Raw genomic sequence first — 16,578 nt, 5'->3', positions numbered from 1 at the left:
CCGAGTGGCCTCCAGGGGAGATCAAGGGAGGTCTAGGACAGCGGCTCTGGCGGAGGCGCGCAGCGCGTCGGCGATCGACTTCGGGTTGGCAGGGGCCAAGCCCGACAGCCAGGCGGTGAGGAGCGCTATCTGGCCGCCCGCCATCTGGGCGGCCAGCAAGGCGGGCGGAAGCGATGACAAAATGCGCCGCGTCGCTAGTCTCCGTTCGAGCAGGTCGGCCAAGGCGCGAGTCAATAGGGTCCTCGTTGCGCCAGCGAACAGGACATTGCCAGTCCGGCGGTTCTCCCAGAAATGGGCCAGGGTCTCCTCCAGGCGCGGATCGTCGGCGTGACCGGCCAGAACCGTGTCGGCTAGGACGCCGAACGGACCCGCCAGGCCCTCCTTCAGCAGGTCATCCTTGCATCGGTAGTGTTCATAGAAGGTCGAGCGGCCGATCCCGGCTGGGCCGATGATATCGGCCACGGTGATGCGGTCGTAGCGGCGGGTCAGCACCAGGCCAAGGAAGGTGTCGAACAACGCGGCTTTGGTGCGCTGCACGGGACGGCTGTCGGCCAGGTCGATTGAAGTTTTGGCGTTGGCGGACATCTGCGGCCCTTCGTCCGGAAACCGGACGCCTCCCTGGTCTTGTCCGGGCGGAGGCTCGCCGCGGGCCGCTAGAGGTTAGCGACGGCGGCGGGCGCGGCAAGGCCCAGCCAACCGCCCCTTCGATCGCAGCTCAGGAAAGCCAGGCCATGCCTCACCATACATCTCGTTCCCGCCGCTCGGCCCATAGCCATATGTGGATCATGGGCGTGGTAGGCGTTGCCGCCGGCGCGGGCCTCTTTCTCTACGCGCCCTCGCTTGCCGTGATTTCCCGCTCCCTGCTTCTGCTGGCGGGCTTCCACGTGATCGGGGGTCTGGTGCTGGCCTCCTCGCTCTACGTGTCCGGCGGGCGAGACCTTCTGCGTCGCTGGACGCGCCGCAAGGCCAGCGCCCCGCGCGATGAGACCTTTGATTTCGGTTGGGGGCCGGGCTGGATGAACGGCTTAGCCATCGCGGCCCTGGTCTGCTTGGCTGGCGCGATCCTGGCGATCCTGACCCTACCGGGATTGTGGCCGGTCGCGTTCTTGCTGGTCGGGATGGCCGTGCTGCTAGTGGCGGGCAACACCATCATGAGAGGGTTCCGGCGCCTCGATCAGGTCGTGCTGCCGATGGTCGATCTTCTTTCGGGAGACCACGACCTTGTCCTGGACGCCGGCTGCGGCAGCGGCCGCACCAGCATCGCCCTGGCTCGCGTATTGAAGGCTGGGCGGGTGATCGGCCTGGATCGTTTCGATGCGGCCTATATCGACGACGGGGGTCGTGCCTTGCTGGATAGGAACCTGGGCTTGGCTGGCCTGTTGGACAAGGTCGCGGTTGAGATCGGCGACCTGACGGCGATGCCGTTTGGCGACGCTACGTTCGATGCCGCGGTCAGCACCCACGTCTACGATCATTTGGGGCGCGAGAAGGCGCGCGCGCTCTCTGAAACGCTCCGGGTGCTCAAGCCGGGCGGCCGTTTCTTGATGGCGGTCTGGACACCAGGCTGGTCAATGTTCGCGGTGGCCAACGTGCTGTCGCTGCTTCTGACCTCCAAGGCCGGCTGGCGGCGATTGGCGACCGCCGCAGGCTTTGAGATTCTCGACGAAGGTGTCCTCAACCACGCTTGGTTCGTCGTGTTGGCTAAGCCGCGGGTGTAGTCGGGGATCGAAAGCGCGAGGAGCGGCGCTGCGTGACGACGTCGCGCCGGATTAAATAGCGATCTATTGCCTGCACGCCCTGACCGCCGCCAGTCGTCTTGCGTCCAAAGTCGCAGTTCAACGGCTCGTCGCCGTCACCCTGGCGGGTTTGCGCCCGGAGCCCTGACCCTGTCCACGACGGCTCAGAGTTTCACGACTCGAAGCCGCAGGGCGTTGCTGATCACGCTGACGGACGACAGGGCCGTGGCCGCTGCGGCGATCTGCGGCGAAAGCAGCCAGCCGAACATGGGATAGAGCGCGCCCGCCGCGATAGGGACACCCGCTTGATTGTAGATGAAGGCGAAGACCAGGTTTCGATGAGCTTGGGCCCCTCGGCGCGGGTCATCTCAGTGCTCATTCAAAAACTAGGCGTCGATGCGGAGGACAGCGGGGTCGAGGCTCATGGCCAGCGCCTTGCGGGCGCGATAGACCCGCGTCTCGATCGACTTGGCTGAGACGCCGAGGATCGCGGCGGCCTCGTGTTGGGACAGACCCTCGAAGGCAGTCAGCAGCAGCGGCGCCTTCAGGGCCTCGGGAAGCCGGGCCACCGCCTGGTCAAGCAGCTCCATCACTTGGCGTTGCTGCAGTGTATCGTCGGCCGCCAAGCCCGGGTCCACCGCCGAGGCCAGATCGTCCTCGCCGCCGCCGAAGAAGAAGCGGCGAACGGCCATCCGCCGACCGCGATCGCGGGCCTTGTTGATGGCGATGGTTCGAAGCCAGGGACCGAACGCCCTCGCCGCGTCATATCGGCCTAGCGCGGCCCAGGCGGCGATGAAGGTTTCATGGACGGCCTCATAGGCCTCGTCGCGGTCACCGGTATAGCGGCGAAGCAGTCGATAGAGGCTCTCCTTGTGGCGAACCACCAGTTGCGAGAACGCGCGCTCGTCCCCCCTCCCGGCAAGGGCCGCGAGCGCCTCATCGGTTGGATCGCCTCCGGTCACTGCGCCTGTTCGGTGAGGTTCTTGACGACCGTATCGTCGAAACGCGCGGCTTGCTGCGGCGTCAGCAACGCGCGCATGGCGATCACATGCTGGATGCTTTCCTTCTGCAACGCGCCCATCGCCATGTGGAAGCGATCGATCGCCGCCTGGACCTTGGGCGTATAGCTGTGCTGTTCCTGGATGGCTTGGGCCAACTCGACGTTGGCGGCCCGCATCTCGGCTTCCAGCGCCTTGCGCCTTGCCGCGTACTGCCGCTCCAACCGGTCGATGCGCTGCTCCTGGTCAGGGGTCAGATCGAGCTTCTCGTGCACCATCTGGTGCAGTGGCGTGGCGTGTTGCATACGGCGAACGACATATTGTCCACCGCCCCAAGCGCCGATCGCGGCGGCCAGGGTCGATAGCACCAGCGTCAGGACGATGCCGCGAGTGATGCTCACCGGGAGCCCTCGATCAGCGTCGATGGCGCGAGGTGGGCCGAGACCGAGAAGGTGCTGAGCTGCTGTGGAGCCGACACCGTGCTGGCTGCCGCCAGGCCGCCGGCGGTGACGCCGATCGCCAGGGCCAGACCGATCGAGGCGACGCGGACGGGCGCCAAGGCGGCTCCGGTCTTCAGGTCTGCGCTCCGGCGCGCGATGCCGCGCGCCACGTCCCATTCCAGACCCTCCAACGAACGGTCGAGCGGCTGGGCCGCCAGCCGCTCGATGAGATCCTCGATGTTCAAAGTCATGTTCGGTCCTTTGCCCCCGGAGGTGTCCCGCTGACTATACGCGGCAGAACCCCTTTATCCCGCAAGTATGGACCGCGCGCGAAAACGACGCGCGACGCCAAGCGCGTCGACGCCGGTTTTCGCCAGCTGCGGCGCTAGAGCATTTTTCGAGCGAAGTGGTTCCGGTTCGCGTGAAGAAAAATGCGTCAAAACAGAAGATTAGAGCTCACGGCCTGACGCAGTCAGGTCGGGAAATGCTCTAGCCGCCGTGCTTGCGAATAAAGGCCTCCAGATCGGCTTTGGCTTTGGTGTTCTCGTCGATCGTCATCTGCGCCAGGCGTTTGGCGTCTGCGTCGCCGCCGTGCTTGAGCAGCGATTGGCTCATATCGATGGCCCCTTGGTGGTGTGCGATCATCTTCCTTGCCCACAGCACGTCGAAGTCGGAGGCCTTGGCCGCCATCATCGCCTTGCTCATTCGCATCTCGTCCATCTTCAGGGCGTCACGGCCCATCTGGGCGTGGCCCTTCATGTCGCTCTTGGACATGTCCATGCCCTTCATGTCGTGCCCGGCCATGGACTGAGCCGAAGCGCCCGTGACGCCGGCGGCGCTCATCAGGCTCACTGCGCACACCGCGATCAAAATCTTGCGCATCTCTATTGTCCTTCAGATTGTTGACGACCTTGCGCGCCAGAAGTGACGCTCGTCGCCCGACTAGAACAGCAGTCACGCGTATTCGTTGCGTCTTTCAGATTGGTGTGTGGTCAAGCAACGTTCCAATCATTGTAACGATGACGGCTTGAAATTGACGTGACTCATCATTTGTTTCGCGAAATGTCTCTGTGTCAGGCGAAAACCTTCCGATGAGGGGAAGGCTTGGGTCCGCGCGTATTTTCCGACGAGACCGCCGACAAAGCCTTGACCTTCCCATGATGGGAAGCCGCAAAAGGCCGGGCATCGACAGGAGGAGAACGCCGATGCCCGACCAAATTCTCAAGACACTCGACCTGCCCGTGCTCGGAATGACCTGCGCGTCGTGCGTGCGTCGGGTCGAACAGGCGGTCTTGGCGACGCCGGGCGTGCGCGCCGCCACCGTCAATCTCGCGACGCAACGCGTCCATGTCGAAGGCGGCGATCCCCTCGCAATCGGCGCGGCGATCCGCCAGGCCGGTTATGATCTCGCCCCGCAGACGATCGAACTTCGCATCGACGGCATGACCTGCGCGTCCTGCGTCTCGCGTGTCGAAAAAGCCATGCTCAAGGTCGCTGGCGTCGAGCGCGCCGTGGTCAATCTGGCCACCGAGCGAGCCAGCGTCAGCGGCGCGCGCGGAACGCTTGATCCCGACGCGCTGATCAGAGCGGTCGCCGAGGCGGGGTACGCGGCAAGCCTGGCGCAAGAAGCCGGCGCCGACGCCGTCGACGAGGAGGCCCAGGCGCGCGGGGCGGAGGTCGCCTACCTCAAGCGTGCGGTCGTGATCGCCGCCGTGACCACCTCGCCGCTCTTCCTGGTCGAGATGGCCCGTCACTTCATTCCCGGGGCCCACCATCTGTTGGCCGCGACGCTCGGTGAACAGGCCTGGAGGCTCATCAGCCTGATGCTGGCCGGCGTCGTCCTGTTCGGGCCTGGCCTGCGCTTCTATCGCAAGGGCGTTCCAAATCTGCTGCGCCTGACACCCGACATGAACAGCCTGGTCGTGCTCGGCGCGAGCGCCGCCTTCGCCTATTCGCTGGTCGCCACCTTCGCGCCCGGCGCGCTGCCGGCCGGCACGGACGGCGTCTATTACGAGGCCGCGGCCGTCATCGTCACCTTGATCCTGGTGGGGCGCTGGTTCGAAGCCCGGGCCAAGGGCGCGACGAGCCAGGCCATCAAGCGATTGATGACCCTGCAAGCCAAGACCGCGCGGGTCGAACGCGACGGGCAGGCGGTCGAGATCGCGATCGGCGAGGTCGTCCCCGGCGACCTGGTGCTGATCCGTCCCGGCGAGCGGATCCCCGTCGATGGGATCGTCGAGGAAGGCATCTCGTTCGTCGATGAGGCGATGATTACCGGCGAGCCGATCCCAGTGGAAAAGACGGTCGGCGCGAGCGTGGCCGGCGGCACGGTGAACACCACCGGCGCCTTGCAGTTCAAGGCCACCAAGGTCGGCGGCGACACCCTGCTGGCCCAGATCGTGCGCATGGTGCAGGCCGCGCAGGGCTCCAAACTCCCGATCCAGGCCCTCGTCGATAAGATCACGGCCTGGTTCGTGCCCGCAGTCATCGCCGTGGCCGTCGCGACCTTCCTGGCCTGGCTGGCGTTCGGCTCACCGCCCGCCCTGGGCCTGGCGCTGGTCCATGCGGTGGCGGTGCTGATCATCGCCTGTCCGTGCGCCATGGGCCTGGCCACGCCGACCTCGATCATGGTCGGGACCGGCAGGGCCGCCGAACTGGGCGTCCTGTTCCGCCGTGGCGAAGCCCTGCAGGCCCTGCAGGATGCGAAGGTCGTGGCGCTCGACAAGACCGGGACCTTGACCAAGGGGCGTCCGGAACTGACCGACCTGATCGTCGCGGACGGATTTGACCGCGGCGAGGTTTTGAGCCTGGCCGCGGCGGTTGAGGCGCGCTCGGAGCATCCGATCGCTCAGGCCATCGTCAGCGCGGCCAAGGCAGAAGGGGTGTCGCCTGGCGCGTTGCGTGACTTTGCCTCGACGCCGGGGTTCGGCGCGCAAGGGATCGTGGCGGGGCGCCGCGTCGAGGTCGGCGCGGATCGCTACATGCTGCGCCTGGCGCTGGACGTCGAGCCCTTCGCCGAGGAAGCCGCCCGTTTGGGCGACGCCGGCGAGAGCCCGCTCTATGTAGCGATCGACGGGCGCCTGGCGGCGGTCCTGGCGGTGGCCGATCCCATTCGCGACACCGCGCCCGCCGCCATCGCCGCCCTGCACGCCCAAGGCCTGAAGGTGGCGATGATCACCGGCGACAACCGGCGGACCGCCGACGCGGTCGCCAGGATCCTGGGAATCGACGAGGTGGTGGCCGAGGTGCTGCCTCAGGGCAAGATCGAAGCGATCGCCGCCTTGCGCGCTCGGTATGGCCCGACGGCGTTCGTCGGCGATGGCGTCAACGACGCGCCGGCCCTGGCCAGCGCCGACGTCGGCCTGGCCATGGGGCAAGGGACCGACATCGCCATCGAGAGCGCCGACGTCGTGCTGATGGGCGGGGACCTGCGCGGCGTCGTCAACGCCCTGGCGCTCAGCCGCGCGACCATGCGCAACATCCGCCAGAATCTGGTCTGGGCCTTTGGCTACAATGTGATCCTGATCCCGGTGGCGGCGGGGGCGCTGGCGCCCGACCTTGGCCTGTCGCTCTCGCCGATGGTGGCGGCCGGCGCGATGGCCTTGTCCAGCGTCAGCGTGCTGTTCAACGCCCTGCGCCTGCGCGCCTTCACCTCGCCTCTGCCCGCAGCCAAGCCAAGGATGTCCCACCCATGAACATCGGGCAGGCGGCCAAGGCGTCTGGGGTCTCGGCCAAGATGATCCGCTACTATGAGCAGATCAAACTGATCACGCCGGCTGGCCGCACAGACAGCAACTATCGCAGCTTCAGCGAGCGCGAGGTCAATGAGCTGCGGTTTATCCGTCGGGCGCGTTCGCTCGGGTTTTCGGTCGAGGAGATCGCCCATCTGCTGTCGCTGTGGCGCGACCGCGTCCGTCCCAGCCGCGAGGTCAAAGCGATCGCGGACGGGCATGTCCAGACCCTGGAGGCCAAGATCGTGGAGATGCAGGCCATGGCCGACACATTGCGCGCGTTGTCGCGCGACTGCGCGGGCGACGAGCGGCCCGACTGCCCGATCCTGGCCGACCTTGGCTCCGGCCAACCGCCCCGACGCGAGCCGGCCCCGGCGCGGGGCTTTCGATGAGGTGGCGGCCGGTGTTGCAGTTGGGCGTTTGTCTGATCGCGGCGCCGCTCGCCGTCCAGGCCGCCGACTACAGGTTCGAGGCCGCTTCGCCGAGCCCGGTTCGCTGGGTGGCGACAACTATTCTGGTGAAGGTCAGCCCCGTAGAGCCGGGACGCATCATGCCCGCGCTCTCGGCGCGCAACGCCACCTTAAGCCCCGCCTCGGGGCGCGCCGCGGCGCGGCTTCCGGCCTTTTTCAAGCCGTCGCTCGATTATGGCTTGCTGCGATTTAGAGCCGATTTGCCCACCACCGGCGACTGGGTCCTGGCCTTCACCCTTCTGCCCGCCGGTGAACCGACCAAGGCCGCAATCGTCAACCTCTAGGTCGTCGATCCCGCGCGGACCTCGTCGCCGGCGAAGGTCAACGGACCCGTTCGCCCGCCGCGATGATGAGCGGCCGAACGGGTTTGAAGCTTACTTTGCAGACATCGCCACGACTTCGGCCGAAGCGCCCATCGGCTTGAGCTTGAAGGTGACCGCCTGACCGACCTTGAAGGGCTTCAGAAGGGCGGGAGCGGCCTTGAACTTCATGGTCATGGCTGGCCACTTCAGCGCCGGGATCGGCTGGTGCTGCAGGGTGACCGTGCCGCCAGCCGCGTCGATGCCCTTGATTACCCCTTGGCCATCGGCCGTCTTGGCCGCGACGGGAGCGTCATGCTTCATGCCCGCCATCTCGCCCATTTTCATATCGGCTTGAGCCAGGGCAGGCCCGGTGAGCGCCAGGGCCAAGGCGCCGGCGGCGAGGAAGATCTTCATTGATTTTTTCTCCTGGCGGAGCGGATCGGCCGGGGGAGGGCCGTCCTGCACCACGAAGATACGCGCCAGCCCAGGCCAATCCCTCAGCCGTGATTTCCCGCTTGCGGCCCCTTGACCTTGCCATGATGGGAAGCCCCATCTGTTGCAGCGAAGTCGAACAAGGAAGAGTCAAATGCTTCGCTACACCATCGAAAACATGACCTGCGGCCATTGCGTCACGACCGTCACCAAAGCCGTCCAGGGGGTTGACGCCGGCGCGGTCGTTCGCGCCGACGTGCCAGGCCAAGGCTTGGAGATCGACACCAACGCGAGCTCCGAGGCCATCCGCGCCGCCGTCGCGGCGGCGGGTTACCGGTTGACGCCGGCCTAGGGCCGGTGGGCGGACCCGTCGGTCCGCCCACCGCCGGGCTTAGTGCCGACGATAGTAGCCACCATAGCCACTGCCTTGATCGTAGCCATTGTAGCCATTGTAGCGGCGATACCCCGAACCGTTCTCGTTCCAATCGTCTTGCGCGATATGGCCGTCCTCGTGAGCCTCGTGCATCACCTCGTGCAAGCGTTTTAAGCGTAACTGGATGTCGCGACCCTCCTGAGGGCTCAGCCAGCCGTCTCGGGAGCGGAAATAGGCTTCGCGTTGGCGGATGCCGCGCAGTTGCACGACGAAATCGCGGGCCTCGCTTCGGCTATAGGAGCCGTCGCTCAAGCTGTGTTGTATGCCTTCGATGTCATGCCGATAGAGGGCGTCGAAGTTCTGGTAGCCGCCAAGATACTGGCTGTAAGCGTCGTTGTCGTTGTCATCGTCGTCGGGGTGGGCCAGGGCGGGACTGGAGACAGCGCCGATTGCGGCTGCCATCAGCAGAACACCAAAGAGCTTTTTCATCTACCTATCCATTGCTGAAACGCCTTAAAGCGCGTCACCAGTAGATCACCTGCCCCTGAGCGTGGGATGAGAGCGGCCGTCAGCCGCTGTTCATGTCGAGCCTACAACGCAAGGGGTTTCGCTTTGCGCAGGCTACAGATCACTGCGGCTCACCCTAACGAACCAGGCTGATCGCGGATCGGCGTCATCAGGCATTGGCCGGTGCGGGGGCCGGCGCGGCCTCGACGCGGCCAAACGGCGGACCATGGCGGCGCATCAACGTGCGCATCGGCCGCTCGACAGCATGGTGCAGCACCATGGCCACGGGAATGACCCCGATATAGAGAGCCAGCCACAGGGTGATGGGCATGTGTTCCGCCTCTAGGGCCAAGACCTTGCCCAGTCCCTGGGTGAACACCGACTCCCACGGGATGCAGACCATGTAGACCGCGAAGCTGACCTCGCCGAGATAGACCAGCAGGGGCTGGGCCAGGAAGGACGACCCTGAGGTGGAGATCGCCGCGAGGCCCAAGATCAGGGCGCCAAACAGCGCCACCGCGACATAGTCGGGGGCGTGCAGAAGCGCTGCGGCCACAACGCCGACCAGTGCCACGAGGGCAAGGCCCAGACCCGCGACCTTGCCGCCGATCAGATCGGCGCGCCAGGACAGCCAGACGGCGCAGCCGAGCGCGAAGCAAGGCACGATCCGCAAGGCGCCCCACAGGATGGTCGCCTGCGTCAGGGAGAAGCCAGCGGCGTGCTGGAAACCGATATTGAGCGCGACGACCAGGCCCAGCGCCAAGACCAGGGCCATCCTTGGGCGATTGACCAAACGCCAGGCTACGAAAGCGAAGATCGGGAAGGTCAGATAGGCGAACCATTCAGCCGAGATTGACCAGGAGGGATGGTTCCAACCGCCCAGGGGCGACAAGCCCCAAGCCTGGGTGAGGGTCAGTTGGGCCGGCAGGGAGGACCAGACAAGCATTTTATCGCCGGCCGAAATCCCGACCAGAGCGGCCGCCGCGATCAGCAGCATCAAGCCCAGCAGCACCGCCAGGTGAACCGGATAGATCCGCGCCAAGCGCGCCCAGAGGAACGCGCGATAGTTAAACCGGCCTTGGCCAAAGCCCTCCAGATAGACGTGGCAAAGGATGAACCCGGACAGCACGAAGAACAGCTCCACGCCCAGATAGCCCTTGGCGACCACGGCGGGCATGGGCAAGCCAAGATTGGGCCAGAAATGATAGGCCACAACCCACATGGCGGCGAAGAACCTAAGACTGGTGAGGGATTTGAGGTTCAGCGGCATGGTCTTATCGCCCGGTGTCGCGGCCCAAGGCCGATGATCGTCGAAAGACTAGCGCGCGATATCCTAACGGCTCGCAAATCGCCTTCGGTTTCAAGACCTTATCCATCATGGGAAGGTTTCTACAGCGCGGCGGGCGGGACCAGCGTACCCAGCCAGCTCACCAGCGCCAGCACGGTGAATCCTGCGGCGGACTCCAGCGCCAGGCTGCGCTGCAGGGCGGCGAGCGCGGAACTCGTCCTGCCGCTCGCCATGTCCCGCCGCAGTCGCGGCGTCAGCATGAAACGGTTGAGCGCGGCCAAGCTGAGCATCAAGCCGAACACGACGATCTTGGCTACGAGCGCCTCGCCCCAAACCGTCGAGGCCGCTGAGCCAAATCGGCTCGGTCCGACGAGAAACCAGACATTGACCAAGCCGGTCAGCACCAGCAGGGCGACCACCAGGGAGCCAACGCCGGAAAACCCCTCAAGCGCTTGGTGCAATTGACGCAGCTGCGCCTCGGTCGTCGCCCGCGCGCCAAAGACCAGGGCGGCCAGCGCCGCCAGGGCGCCAAGCCAGAGGCCGGCCGCCAACAGGTGAACAATGTCGGCGAGAAGCTTGAAGGCGCCAATGACCCCGGCGCCGTCGGCGCCATGTCCGCTCCAGGCGAAACTGCCAAGGGCGACGGCGCCCAGGCCCGAAGCCGCCCACCAGAGCGGCGGTGAAGGCCGAGTGGTCACGACGACGATGACCGCGACAAGACCTGCGGCCAGGCGGACTACCAGCGACAGGCCAAATTGCGTGCCGGTGGCGACCATGGTCAGGGTGGCTGGGACGAAGGCGTCGGCCGCGCTTCCGGCCATCATCGCGGTCTGGGCCAGCAGCGCCAGAGCCGATCCGACCACCACGATCACGCCGCCGAACAGGGCGAGGCGCCGCTGCCAGGTCCCCGCGAGCCCTCCGCTGGCCAGGCCATAGAGACAAAAGAGCGGCGATCCGAACAGAACCGCCGCTCCGATGTACTGGACCAGACGCGACAGAACGACGGCCAGTTCGATCATGGTTCTAGCGCACCGTGAAGGTGTAGGCGCCGTTCATGCGGTGCGCATCGGCCGTGACCGCGTGCCAGGTGACCTTATAGGCGCCAGGCGCCAAAGGGCCGGCCAAGGCGCCGTCCAGGCCCCTGCCGTCCGCTGCGACCTTGGTTTTGACGGAGACAGCGGCGCCGGCGGCGTTGGCGACCTCGAAGCCGGAGAATTTCGGCTCCAGCTTCTCGTTGAACTTCAGGTTCAGCGCCTTTGGGGCGGCGACCGTGGCGTTCGGCGCGGGATTGGCGGTCACCAGCTTGGCGTGGGCGAGCGCCTGGGATGCGCCCAGGAGCATGGCGCTGGCGGCGATGGTCGCTAGCAGGTCCGAGGTGGTCTTGGTGGTCATGACGAGTTCTCCGGGAAGCGACGCCCCGGTCGCTGCTGATGATACGCGCCGCTGTCGTCGAAGCCCTCGCCGCGGCGCGAGAATTCTCGAACGCAAAATCGGCTAGCCACGGCGGGCGAAGCCGCGCGTCGCCCCTTTACCTATGGCTTTTCGGCCGGCATCGGCATGTTCGCCATCCCAGGCATGTCACGCATCATCGCGTCGTGATCTTCCGGAGCGCTCTTGATGGCCGCCTGGTACTGCTCGGGAGACATCGAGGGCAGTTGCCGCACGAAGGCCACCATGTCCCACATCAGATCGTCGCTGTGCGTGCGGCCCCATGCCGGCATGGCGGTCATCTTCACCCCATGCTTGATCATCCAGAACTCCTGAGCCGGGGTGTGACCCAAGGTGCGGAAGAGTTCGGGCGCTTGCGGGTAGAGACCCTGGCTGATCTCGGTCTTTTCCAGCCCTGGTCCCAGATGGCAGCCGCTGCACATCCCGGTGTAGAGGCCCGCGCCGATGGCGATGCGTTTGGGATCGTTGAGATCGACCGGGACCTGGATGTTTCCGGCGCGCACGGCGATGGAGCGATCGCGAAGGTTCTGGATCATCCAATAGGTCGGCTTGGCGTGCGGAATGTCAGCGCCGATGTTGTAGAGTCCGGCATAGAGACCCGCCCCAACGATTCCGCCGACCAGCAGCGCCACCACCGCGACAAAGGGCAGGCTCGGAAAGTGCCGCTTGAAATCGAGAGGCTTTTTCTCGGTCATTGTTTGGTGCCCCAAACCGATCGACGCCCAAGACGTCAATCTTGAATTTGATCCTCGGTACGTCTACGCGCCCGCTGCCGGCCATCCCTCGGCGTCACTGAGGCGGCTTCCAACTATTTCGGCTTGGCGGCGTGCGAGGACCAATGGATGTGAACGATCTTCCATCCCCCGGGGCCATGCCGAAGCACCATGGTTTCAGCCGGCAGCCTGTCCACCGGCTTGCCGTTACAGGTCCCGGTCATGCTGCTCTCGGTGCGCTGGCCGCGAGAAGCAAAGCCGCAGCCAAGAGCGACCTGGAATGTTTCATTGGAATCTCCAATCCACGAGGCCTTGAGGTAATCCTAGAACCAGGCGCGGAGGCCGAGCACCAGACGGACGTCTTCGACATCCTCGCCGCCGGCGCGCGCGTAGTCGGCGGTCTTGCCGAACTTGCGGTCATAGGTGACGCCGATGTAGGGCGCGAACTCGCGACGGATCTCGTATCGCAGGCGCAGGCCAAGCTCGACGTCCGACAAGCCAGAGCCGACGCCCGTCGCTCGATCGTTCGAAGCGGCGAGATTGAGTTCGGCGCGCGGCTGGAGGATCAGGCGCTGGGTTAGGCGCTGATCGTAATAGCCTTCGAAACGCGCCGAGATGTCGCCTTTGTTGGACAGGAACGCCGCGCCGCTGACCTCGAACCAATAGGGCGCAAGGCCTTCGAAACCGATCGTCGCATAGGTCCGCGAAGGCCTGGGCTCGAAATCATGGCGTACGCCGGCCTGGAGATTGAAGTACGGCCCGACGCTGCGCGAATAGAGGGCTTGAAGCTCGGCGCGGTCCAACCCATCGCCACTGACGCCTTCACCTTCCGATTTGAACGTCAGGCGGTTGATGTCGCCGCCGAACCAGGCTTCGCCCTCCCAGCGGTAGCTGTCCCCGCCCGATCGCGGCGCCCATTCAGCGATGTTGGCCATCACCATGGAGGTGACGCCGCCGCCGTGTTCCTTGCGCAACTGCGCGCGCGCCCTGGCCATGCCGGCGGGATCGAAAACCTTGTCGGCTGCATGGTCGGTGGGCGCGGGCGGCGCCGGTGTGTCGGGAATTTCGCCCATGTCAGTCATCGAGCCCGTGGCCTGGTCCTTGCTCATCCCCGGCATGGCCATTGAGCCCATGTCGTGACCCGCATGCGGGTCGACGGAGGTTGCGGGCATCGGCATCGCGCCCATGTCCTGGCCGGCCGAGGTGGCGGGCATGGTCATCGCGCCCATATCGTGGCCTGCGTGCGGGTCCACGGCTGCGCTGCTAGCCGTCGACGGCGTTGCCATCACGTCCGTGGCGGGCTTGGCGGCGGGGTTGGCCGTCATCGGTTTCGCCGCCGCCTTCTTGCGGGCGGCTTTCTTTTTGACGGCTGGCTTCGTGGCTGGCGGGTTCTTGGCTGCAGGCTTAGCCGAGGGCGCGGGCATCTGCATGCCCGGCATCATCGAATGGTCCATGGTTTGGGCCAGGACGGGCGCGCCCAGCATCAACGGCAAAAGACTGATCAAAGCGGCGGGCTTCATGCTGCGGCTCCTTCGAGAGGCCGCACGCTGAACACCTGAAACATGCCCGCGTGCATGTGGTAGAGCATGTGGCAGTGGAATGCCCAGTCGCCCGGATCGGCGGTGAAGTCCCAGGACACCTTGCCTCCAGGCAGCACGATGACCGTGTGCTTTCGAGGGCCAAAGCCGACCGGCGCGTGGGTCAGTTCGAAGAAGTGGCCGTGCAGGTGAATGGGGTGGGCCATCATGGTGTCATTGACCAGCGTCACCCTGACCCGTTCGCCCTTTTCGAAGGCGTAGGGCTTGGTGGTTTCGCTGAACTTCTGGCCATCGAACCCCCACATGAAGCGTTCCATATTGCCGGTCAGCCGGATTTCCAGGGCGCGGGTTGGCGCGCGCACGTCCGGGTTTGGCGTCAGGGCGATGAGATCCTTATAAACCAACACCCGATGGCCGACGCTTTCCAGGCCCTGGCCCGGCTCCCCGGTGCGATCCATCGGCATTGGCGCGATCGTCTGAACCCCTGGGCCCAGCTTGATCTGCGGCGCATTGGCGCCGTCGCGCATCGACATCTTCATGCCGCCCATGTCGCCCATGGCGTCCGAGCCGCGCGGTTTGGGCGCGGCCATGCCAGGCGGCGGGCTCATGGCCGCCATGTCGTGACCCATGGCGGCGTGATCCATGCCCTGCATCGCGCCTGGGCTGCTCATGTCCATGCCGCCCATGTCCATGTTTCCCATGTCCATGCCCATGTCCTTCATCGTGGCCAGCGGCCGCTCGCGCAGCAGAGGAACGGGCGCGACCATGCCCGCCCGTGGGGCCAGGGTGGCGCGCGCCATGCCGGAGCGGTCGACCGCCTCGGCCACCAAGGTGAAGGCCTTGTTTTCGGTGGGTTGGACGATGACGTCGTAGGTCTCGGCGTTGCCGATCTGGAACTCGTCGACTTCGACCGGTTTCACGGTCTGGCCGTCGGCCGCCACCACGGTTAGCTTCAACCCCGGAATCCGCACGTTGAACATCATCTGGGCGGCGGTGTTGATGAACCGCAGGCGCACGCGCTCGCCCGGCGTGAACAGGCCGGTCCAGTTGTCGGCCGGGCCATGGCCGTTGACCAGGAAGGTCATGACCGCGCCGGTGACGTCGGAAATGTCCGTGGGGTCCATCCGCATCTTGGCCCAGTCCATCCGTTCCCGGAGCGTCTGGTCCTTGCCGGCCATCAGGCTGGCGAGGGTCTGTTTCTGGTAGTTGAACACCCCGGCCTGCTGCTTCATGCGCTTAAAGATCAGATGGGGGTGCATGAAGCTGAAATCGGAGAGCACGATCACATGCTCCCGATCATAGGCAATCGGATCGGGCTCGGCCGGCTCGATGACGAGCGGTCCGTAGTGGCCCTCGGCCTCCTGCAAGCCCGAATGGCTATGATACCAGTAAGTGCCCGACTGCTTGACCGGGAATTGGTAGACGAAGGTTTCGCCGGGCGGAATGCCGGGGAAGCTGACCCCCGGCACGCCGTCCATCTGGAACGGCACGAGCAGCCCGTGCCAGTGGATCGAGGTCTCCTCGTCCAGGGTGTTGGTCACCGAGAGCCGGACGGTCTGGCCTTCCTTCAGGCGGATCAGGGGCCCGGGCACCGTGCCGTTGATGGTCACCGCGTGGCTCATCTTGCCATCGATCGTTACCTCGGAATGGCCGATGGTCAGTTTGATGTCCTGCCCGGACACCGTGGGCAGGGTCGAGACCAGGCCCGGCGTCGCGCTCTGCGCCCAGGTCGGGAGGAGGCTGGCCGTCGCCAAGCCTCCTCCGATGACGGCTACGCCCCGCAGGAGCTGCCGGCGGTCAAACTGCTTCATCGTTCACGATCCTGCACGATTGGTGATCAAGACGCTGCAAGAGCAATCTCGTCCTGAGCAATACGTGCCGAGGTTGTCTTAGCCCTCGGCGCCCCGACCAATTTTTGTCTCATTGCACAACGCGTGAGACAGCGCGGCGCTGGGCCGACGCCGAATATCGTTCGACTTGGGCGCTCGGGACGAGGGCAGGATCGCCTATCGAGGCCGCCGCACCGGCCGCGTCCGCCGGATCCGGACATCGGGACCTTCGGCGGGGTTGGCCGACGGGTCTTGGGCGGCGTGCTTGCGCTGCGCCAGCCAGGCTTCGATCTCGCCAAGACCCCAAACGACGCAGCGGCGGGTCAGCGAAAACCGGCGGGGAAATTTGAAGTGGCGCGACATACCGGTCTGAGGAGACGCTTCGACAAGCCCAGAAGATCGAGGCGATCGACCAGTTGACGGGCGGCGTCGCGCATGACTTCAACAACCTGCTGATGGTGATCTCGGGCGGCTTGGACATGCTCGAGCGCCAGACCAACGCGACCCGGCGCAGGCGCATCATGGAAGGCACCCTCATACCGACCGCCAATTGCAGCATTTTTCGAGCGAAGTGGTTTCGGTTCGCGTGAAGAAAAATGCGTCAAAACAGAAGATTAAGCTCACGGCCTGACGCAGTCAGGTCGGGAAATGCTCTAGGCCGTAGTGACGATTTAGCTATTTGAGCCATAGCATGATGGCGGCGAGGGTTACGAAGCCCATGAAGGTGGTTGCAAGCTTGTCGTACCGGGTTGCGATGCGGCGGAACTGCTTG

The 16,578-nt window shown here is 65.4% G+C and carries 20 protein-coding genes and 1 pseudogene; 6 read left to right on the top strand and 15 right to left on the bottom strand.

Annotated elements, in window-relative coordinates; translation table 11 throughout:
* Positions 1–21 precede the first annotated feature (21 nt).
* A complete protein-coding gene (locus ACP696_RS04650; RefSeq protein WP_426014998.1) occupies positions 22–585 on the bottom strand; it encodes a TetR/AcrR family transcriptional regulator in 564 nt (187 codons plus the stop codon).
* A gap of 191 nt (positions 586–776) precedes the next feature.
* Here ACP696_RS04650 and ACP696_RS04645 point away from each other — a divergent pair, with 191 nt between their 5' ends.
* Positions 777–1,718: a class I SAM-dependent methyltransferase gene (locus ACP696_RS04645; protein WP_426014997.1), complete on the top strand. Its 942-nt coding sequence runs from the start codon at positions 777–779 to the stop codon at positions 1,716–1,718.
* A gap of 404 nt (positions 1,719–2,122) precedes the next feature.
* Here the strand turns inward: ACP696_RS04645 and ACP696_RS04640 are convergent, their stop codons facing one another.
* The 4 genes from ACP696_RS04640 to ACP696_RS04625 all read right to left on the bottom strand — a co-directional run bounded on the left by ACP696_RS04640 (position 2,123) and on the right by ACP696_RS04625 (position 4,056).
* On the bottom strand, positions 2,123–2,698 hold the full coding sequence (locus ACP696_RS04640; RefSeq protein WP_426014995.1) for an RNA polymerase sigma factor: 576 nt from the start codon (positions 2,696–2,698) through the stop codon (positions 2,123–2,125).
* Positions 2,695–3,135, bottom strand: coding sequence for a Spy/CpxP family protein refolding chaperone (locus ACP696_RS04635; RefSeq protein ID WP_426014993.1), 441 nt, complete (start codon positions 3,133–3,135; stop codon positions 2,695–2,697). Before ACP696_RS04635 ends, ACP696_RS04640 begins: the two co-directional genes overlap by 4 nt.
* The gene (locus ACP696_RS04630; protein WP_426014991.1) at positions 3,132–3,425 is read right to left on the bottom strand and encodes a hypothetical protein; all 294 of its coding nucleotides are present in this window, start codon (positions 3,423–3,425) and stop codon (positions 3,132–3,134) included. The genes ACP696_RS04635 and ACP696_RS04630 overlap by 4 nt, the downstream gene beginning before the upstream one ends.
* 238 nt (positions 3,426–3,663) lie before the next feature.
* Positions 3,664–4,056: a DUF305 domain-containing protein gene (locus ACP696_RS04625; protein ID WP_426014990.1), complete on the bottom strand. Its 393-nt coding sequence runs from the start codon at positions 4,054–4,056 to the stop codon at positions 3,664–3,666.
* Between the two features lie 323 nt (positions 4,057–4,379).
* Here ACP696_RS04625 and ACP696_RS04620 point away from each other — a divergent pair, with 323 nt between their 5' ends.
* From ACP696_RS04620 to ACP696_RS04610, 3 genes are read left to right on the top strand one after another with little or no spacing between them, the layout of a single operon-like run.
* Entirely contained in the window at positions 4,380–6,869 is a 2,490-nt protein-coding gene (locus tag ACP696_RS04620) for a heavy metal translocating P-type ATPase (RefSeq protein ID WP_426014989.1), read from the top strand.
* Positions 6,866–7,297 carry a Cu(I)-responsive transcriptional regulator gene (gene cueR / locus ACP696_RS04615; protein WP_426014987.1) on the top strand — a complete coding sequence of 144 codons (432 nt, stop codon included), beginning with the start codon at positions 6,866–6,868 and terminating at the stop codon, positions 7,295–7,297. Before ACP696_RS04620 ends, cueR begins: the two co-directional genes overlap by 4 nt.
* On the top strand, positions 7,294–7,659 hold the full coding sequence (locus tag ACP696_RS04610) for a hypothetical protein (protein ID WP_426014986.1): 366 nt from the start codon (positions 7,294–7,296) through the stop codon (positions 7,657–7,659). The genes cueR and ACP696_RS04610 overlap by 4 nt, the downstream gene beginning before the upstream one ends.
* Positions 7,660–7,749: 90 nt before the next feature.
* Here ACP696_RS04610 and ACP696_RS04605 read toward each other — a convergent pair whose 3' ends face one another.
* Entirely contained in the window at positions 7,750–8,091 is a 342-nt protein-coding gene (locus tag ACP696_RS04605; RefSeq protein ID WP_426014984.1) for a copper-binding protein, read from the bottom strand.
* Positions 8,092–8,263: 172 nt separating this feature from the next.
* Between ACP696_RS04605 and ACP696_RS04600 the strand changes: the two genes are divergently transcribed.
* A complete protein-coding gene (locus tag ACP696_RS04600) occupies positions 8,264–8,461 on the top strand; it encodes a heavy-metal-associated domain-containing protein (protein WP_426014982.1) in 198 nt (65 codons plus the stop codon).
* A gap of 39 nt (positions 8,462–8,500) precedes the next feature.
* On the opposite strand, the gene ACP696_RS04595 is transcribed toward ACP696_RS04600, so the two are convergent.
* The 8 genes from ACP696_RS04595 to ACP696_RS04560 form a co-directional block, all read right to left on the bottom strand.
* On the bottom strand, positions 8,501–8,971 hold the full coding sequence (locus ACP696_RS04595; RefSeq protein WP_426014980.1) for a hypothetical protein: 471 nt from the start codon (positions 8,969–8,971) through the stop codon (positions 8,501–8,503).
* Between the two features lie 187 nt (positions 8,972–9,158).
* Entirely contained in the window at positions 9,159–10,259 is a 1,101-nt protein-coding gene (locus tag ACP696_RS04590) for an acyltransferase family protein (RefSeq protein WP_426014979.1), read from the bottom strand.
* 119 nt (positions 10,260–10,378) lie between these two features.
* Positions 10,379–11,296, bottom strand: coding sequence for a copper homeostasis membrane protein CopD (gene copD, locus ACP696_RS04585; protein ID WP_426014978.1), 918 nt, complete (start codon positions 11,294–11,296; stop codon positions 10,379–10,381).
* 4 nt (positions 11,297–11,300) lie between these two features.
* Positions 11,301–11,669 carry a copper homeostasis periplasmic binding protein CopC gene (copC, locus tag ACP696_RS04580; RefSeq protein WP_426014976.1) on the bottom strand — a complete coding sequence of 123 codons (369 nt, stop codon included), beginning with the start codon at positions 11,667–11,669 and terminating at the stop codon, positions 11,301–11,303.
* Positions 11,670–11,809: 140 nt separating this feature from the next.
* On the bottom strand, positions 11,810–12,421 hold the full coding sequence (locus ACP696_RS04575; RefSeq protein WP_426014974.1) for a c-type cytochrome: 612 nt from the start codon (positions 12,419–12,421) through the stop codon (positions 11,810–11,812).
* A gap of 341 nt (positions 12,422–12,762) precedes the next feature.
* A complete protein-coding gene (locus ACP696_RS04570) occupies positions 12,763–13,959 on the bottom strand; it encodes a copper resistance protein B (protein WP_426014972.1) in 1,197 nt (398 codons plus the stop codon).
* Positions 13,956–15,788 carry a copper resistance system multicopper oxidase gene (locus ACP696_RS04565; RefSeq protein WP_426014970.1) on the bottom strand — a complete coding sequence of 611 codons (1,833 nt, stop codon included), beginning with the start codon at positions 15,786–15,788 and terminating at the stop codon, positions 13,956–13,958. Before ACP696_RS04565 ends, ACP696_RS04570 begins: the two co-directional genes overlap by 4 nt.
* 195 nt (positions 15,789–15,983) lie before the next feature.
* Entirely contained in the window at positions 15,984–16,169 is a 186-nt protein-coding gene (locus ACP696_RS04560) for a helix-turn-helix transcriptional regulator (RefSeq protein ID WP_426014968.1), read from the bottom strand.
* Positions 16,170–16,222: 53 nt separating this feature from the next.
* On the opposite strand from ACP696_RS04560, the gene ACP696_RS04555 reads away from it, so the two are divergent.
* Complete coding sequence (locus ACP696_RS04555; protein ID WP_426043510.1) at positions 16,223–16,396, top strand: hypothetical protein; 174 nt, start codon at positions 16,223–16,225, stop codon at positions 16,394–16,396.
* Between the two features lie 85 nt (positions 16,397–16,481).
* On the opposite strand, the pseudogene ACP696_RS04550 reads toward ACP696_RS04555, so the two are convergent.
* Positions 16,482–16,578, bottom strand: a pseudogene (locus ACP696_RS04550) (IS5/IS1182 family transposase); the annotation flags it as partial.

The sequence above is a fragment of the Caulobacter sp. DWR3-1-2 genome, assembly GCF_049896225.1.
In the GTDB taxonomy this organism is placed as follows: Bacteria; Pseudomonadota; Alphaproteobacteria; order Caulobacterales; family Caulobacteraceae; genus Caulobacter.
The sequence above is the reverse complement of the archived record's forward strand: the minus strand, read 5'-3'. Positions and strand labels throughout refer to the sequence as shown.

What these genes read in the sequence shown, in the direction of transcription:
- ACP696_RS04575 (WP_426014974.1), bottom strand. Translation starts at nt 12,421, where the DNA reads ATGACCGAGAAAAAGCCTCTCGATTTCAAGCGGCACTTTCCGAGCCTG.
- ACP696_RS04605 (WP_426014984.1), bottom strand. Translation starts at nt 8,091, where the DNA reads ATGAAGATCTTCCTCGCCGCCGGCGCCTTGGCCCTGGCGCTCACCGGG.
- copC (WP_426014976.1), bottom strand. Translation starts at nt 11,669, where the DNA reads ATGACCACCAAGACCACCTCGGACCTGCTAGCGACCATCGCCGCCAGC.
- ACP696_RS04570 (WP_426014972.1), bottom strand. Translation starts at nt 13,959, where the DNA reads ATGAAGCCCGCCGCTTTGATCAGTCTTTTGCCGTTGATGCTGGGCGCG.
- ACP696_RS04650 (WP_426014998.1), bottom strand. Translation starts at nt 585, where the DNA reads ATGTCCGCCAACGCCAAAACTTCAATCGACCTGGCCGACAGCCGTCCC.
- ACP696_RS04610 (WP_426014986.1), top strand. Translation starts at nt 7,294, where the DNA reads ATGAGGTGGCGGCCGGTGTTGCAGTTGGGCGTTTGTCTGATCGCGGCG.
- ACP696_RS04560 (WP_426014968.1), bottom strand. Translation starts at nt 16,169, where the DNA reads ATGTCGCGCCACTTCAAATTTCCCCGCCGGTTTTCGCTGACCCGCCGC.
- ACP696_RS04625 (WP_426014990.1), bottom strand. Translation starts at nt 4,056, where the DNA reads ATGCGCAAGATTTTGATCGCGGTGTGCGCAGTGAGCCTGATGAGCGCC.
- cueR (WP_426014987.1), top strand. Translation starts at nt 6,866, where the DNA reads ATGAACATCGGGCAGGCGGCCAAGGCGTCTGGGGTCTCGGCCAAGATG.
- ACP696_RS04620 (WP_426014989.1), top strand. Translation starts at nt 4,380, where the DNA reads ATGCCCGACCAAATTCTCAAGACACTCGACCTGCCCGTGCTCGGAATG.
- ACP696_RS04630 (WP_426014991.1), bottom strand. Translation starts at nt 3,425, where the DNA reads ATGACTTTGAACATCGAGGATCTCATCGAGCGGCTGGCGGCCCAGCCG.
- ACP696_RS04590 (WP_426014979.1), bottom strand. Translation starts at nt 10,259, where the DNA reads ATGCCGCTGAACCTCAAATCCCTCACCAGTCTTAGGTTCTTCGCCGCC.
- ACP696_RS04565 (WP_426014970.1), bottom strand. Translation starts at nt 15,788, where the DNA reads ATGAAGCAGTTTGACCGCCGGCAGCTCCTGCGGGGCGTAGCCGTCATC.
- copD (WP_426014978.1), bottom strand. Translation starts at nt 11,296, where the DNA reads ATGATCGAACTGGCCGTCGTTCTGTCGCGTCTGGTCCAGTACATCGGA.
- ACP696_RS04595 (WP_426014980.1), bottom strand. Translation starts at nt 8,971, where the DNA reads ATGAAAAAGCTCTTTGGTGTTCTGCTGATGGCAGCCGCAATCGGCGCT.
- ACP696_RS04645 (WP_426014997.1), top strand. Translation starts at nt 777, where the DNA reads ATGTGGATCATGGGCGTGGTAGGCGTTGCCGCCGGCGCGGGCCTCTTT.
- ACP696_RS04600 (WP_426014982.1), top strand. Translation starts at nt 8,264, where the DNA reads ATGCTTCGCTACACCATCGAAAACATGACCTGCGGCCATTGCGTCACG.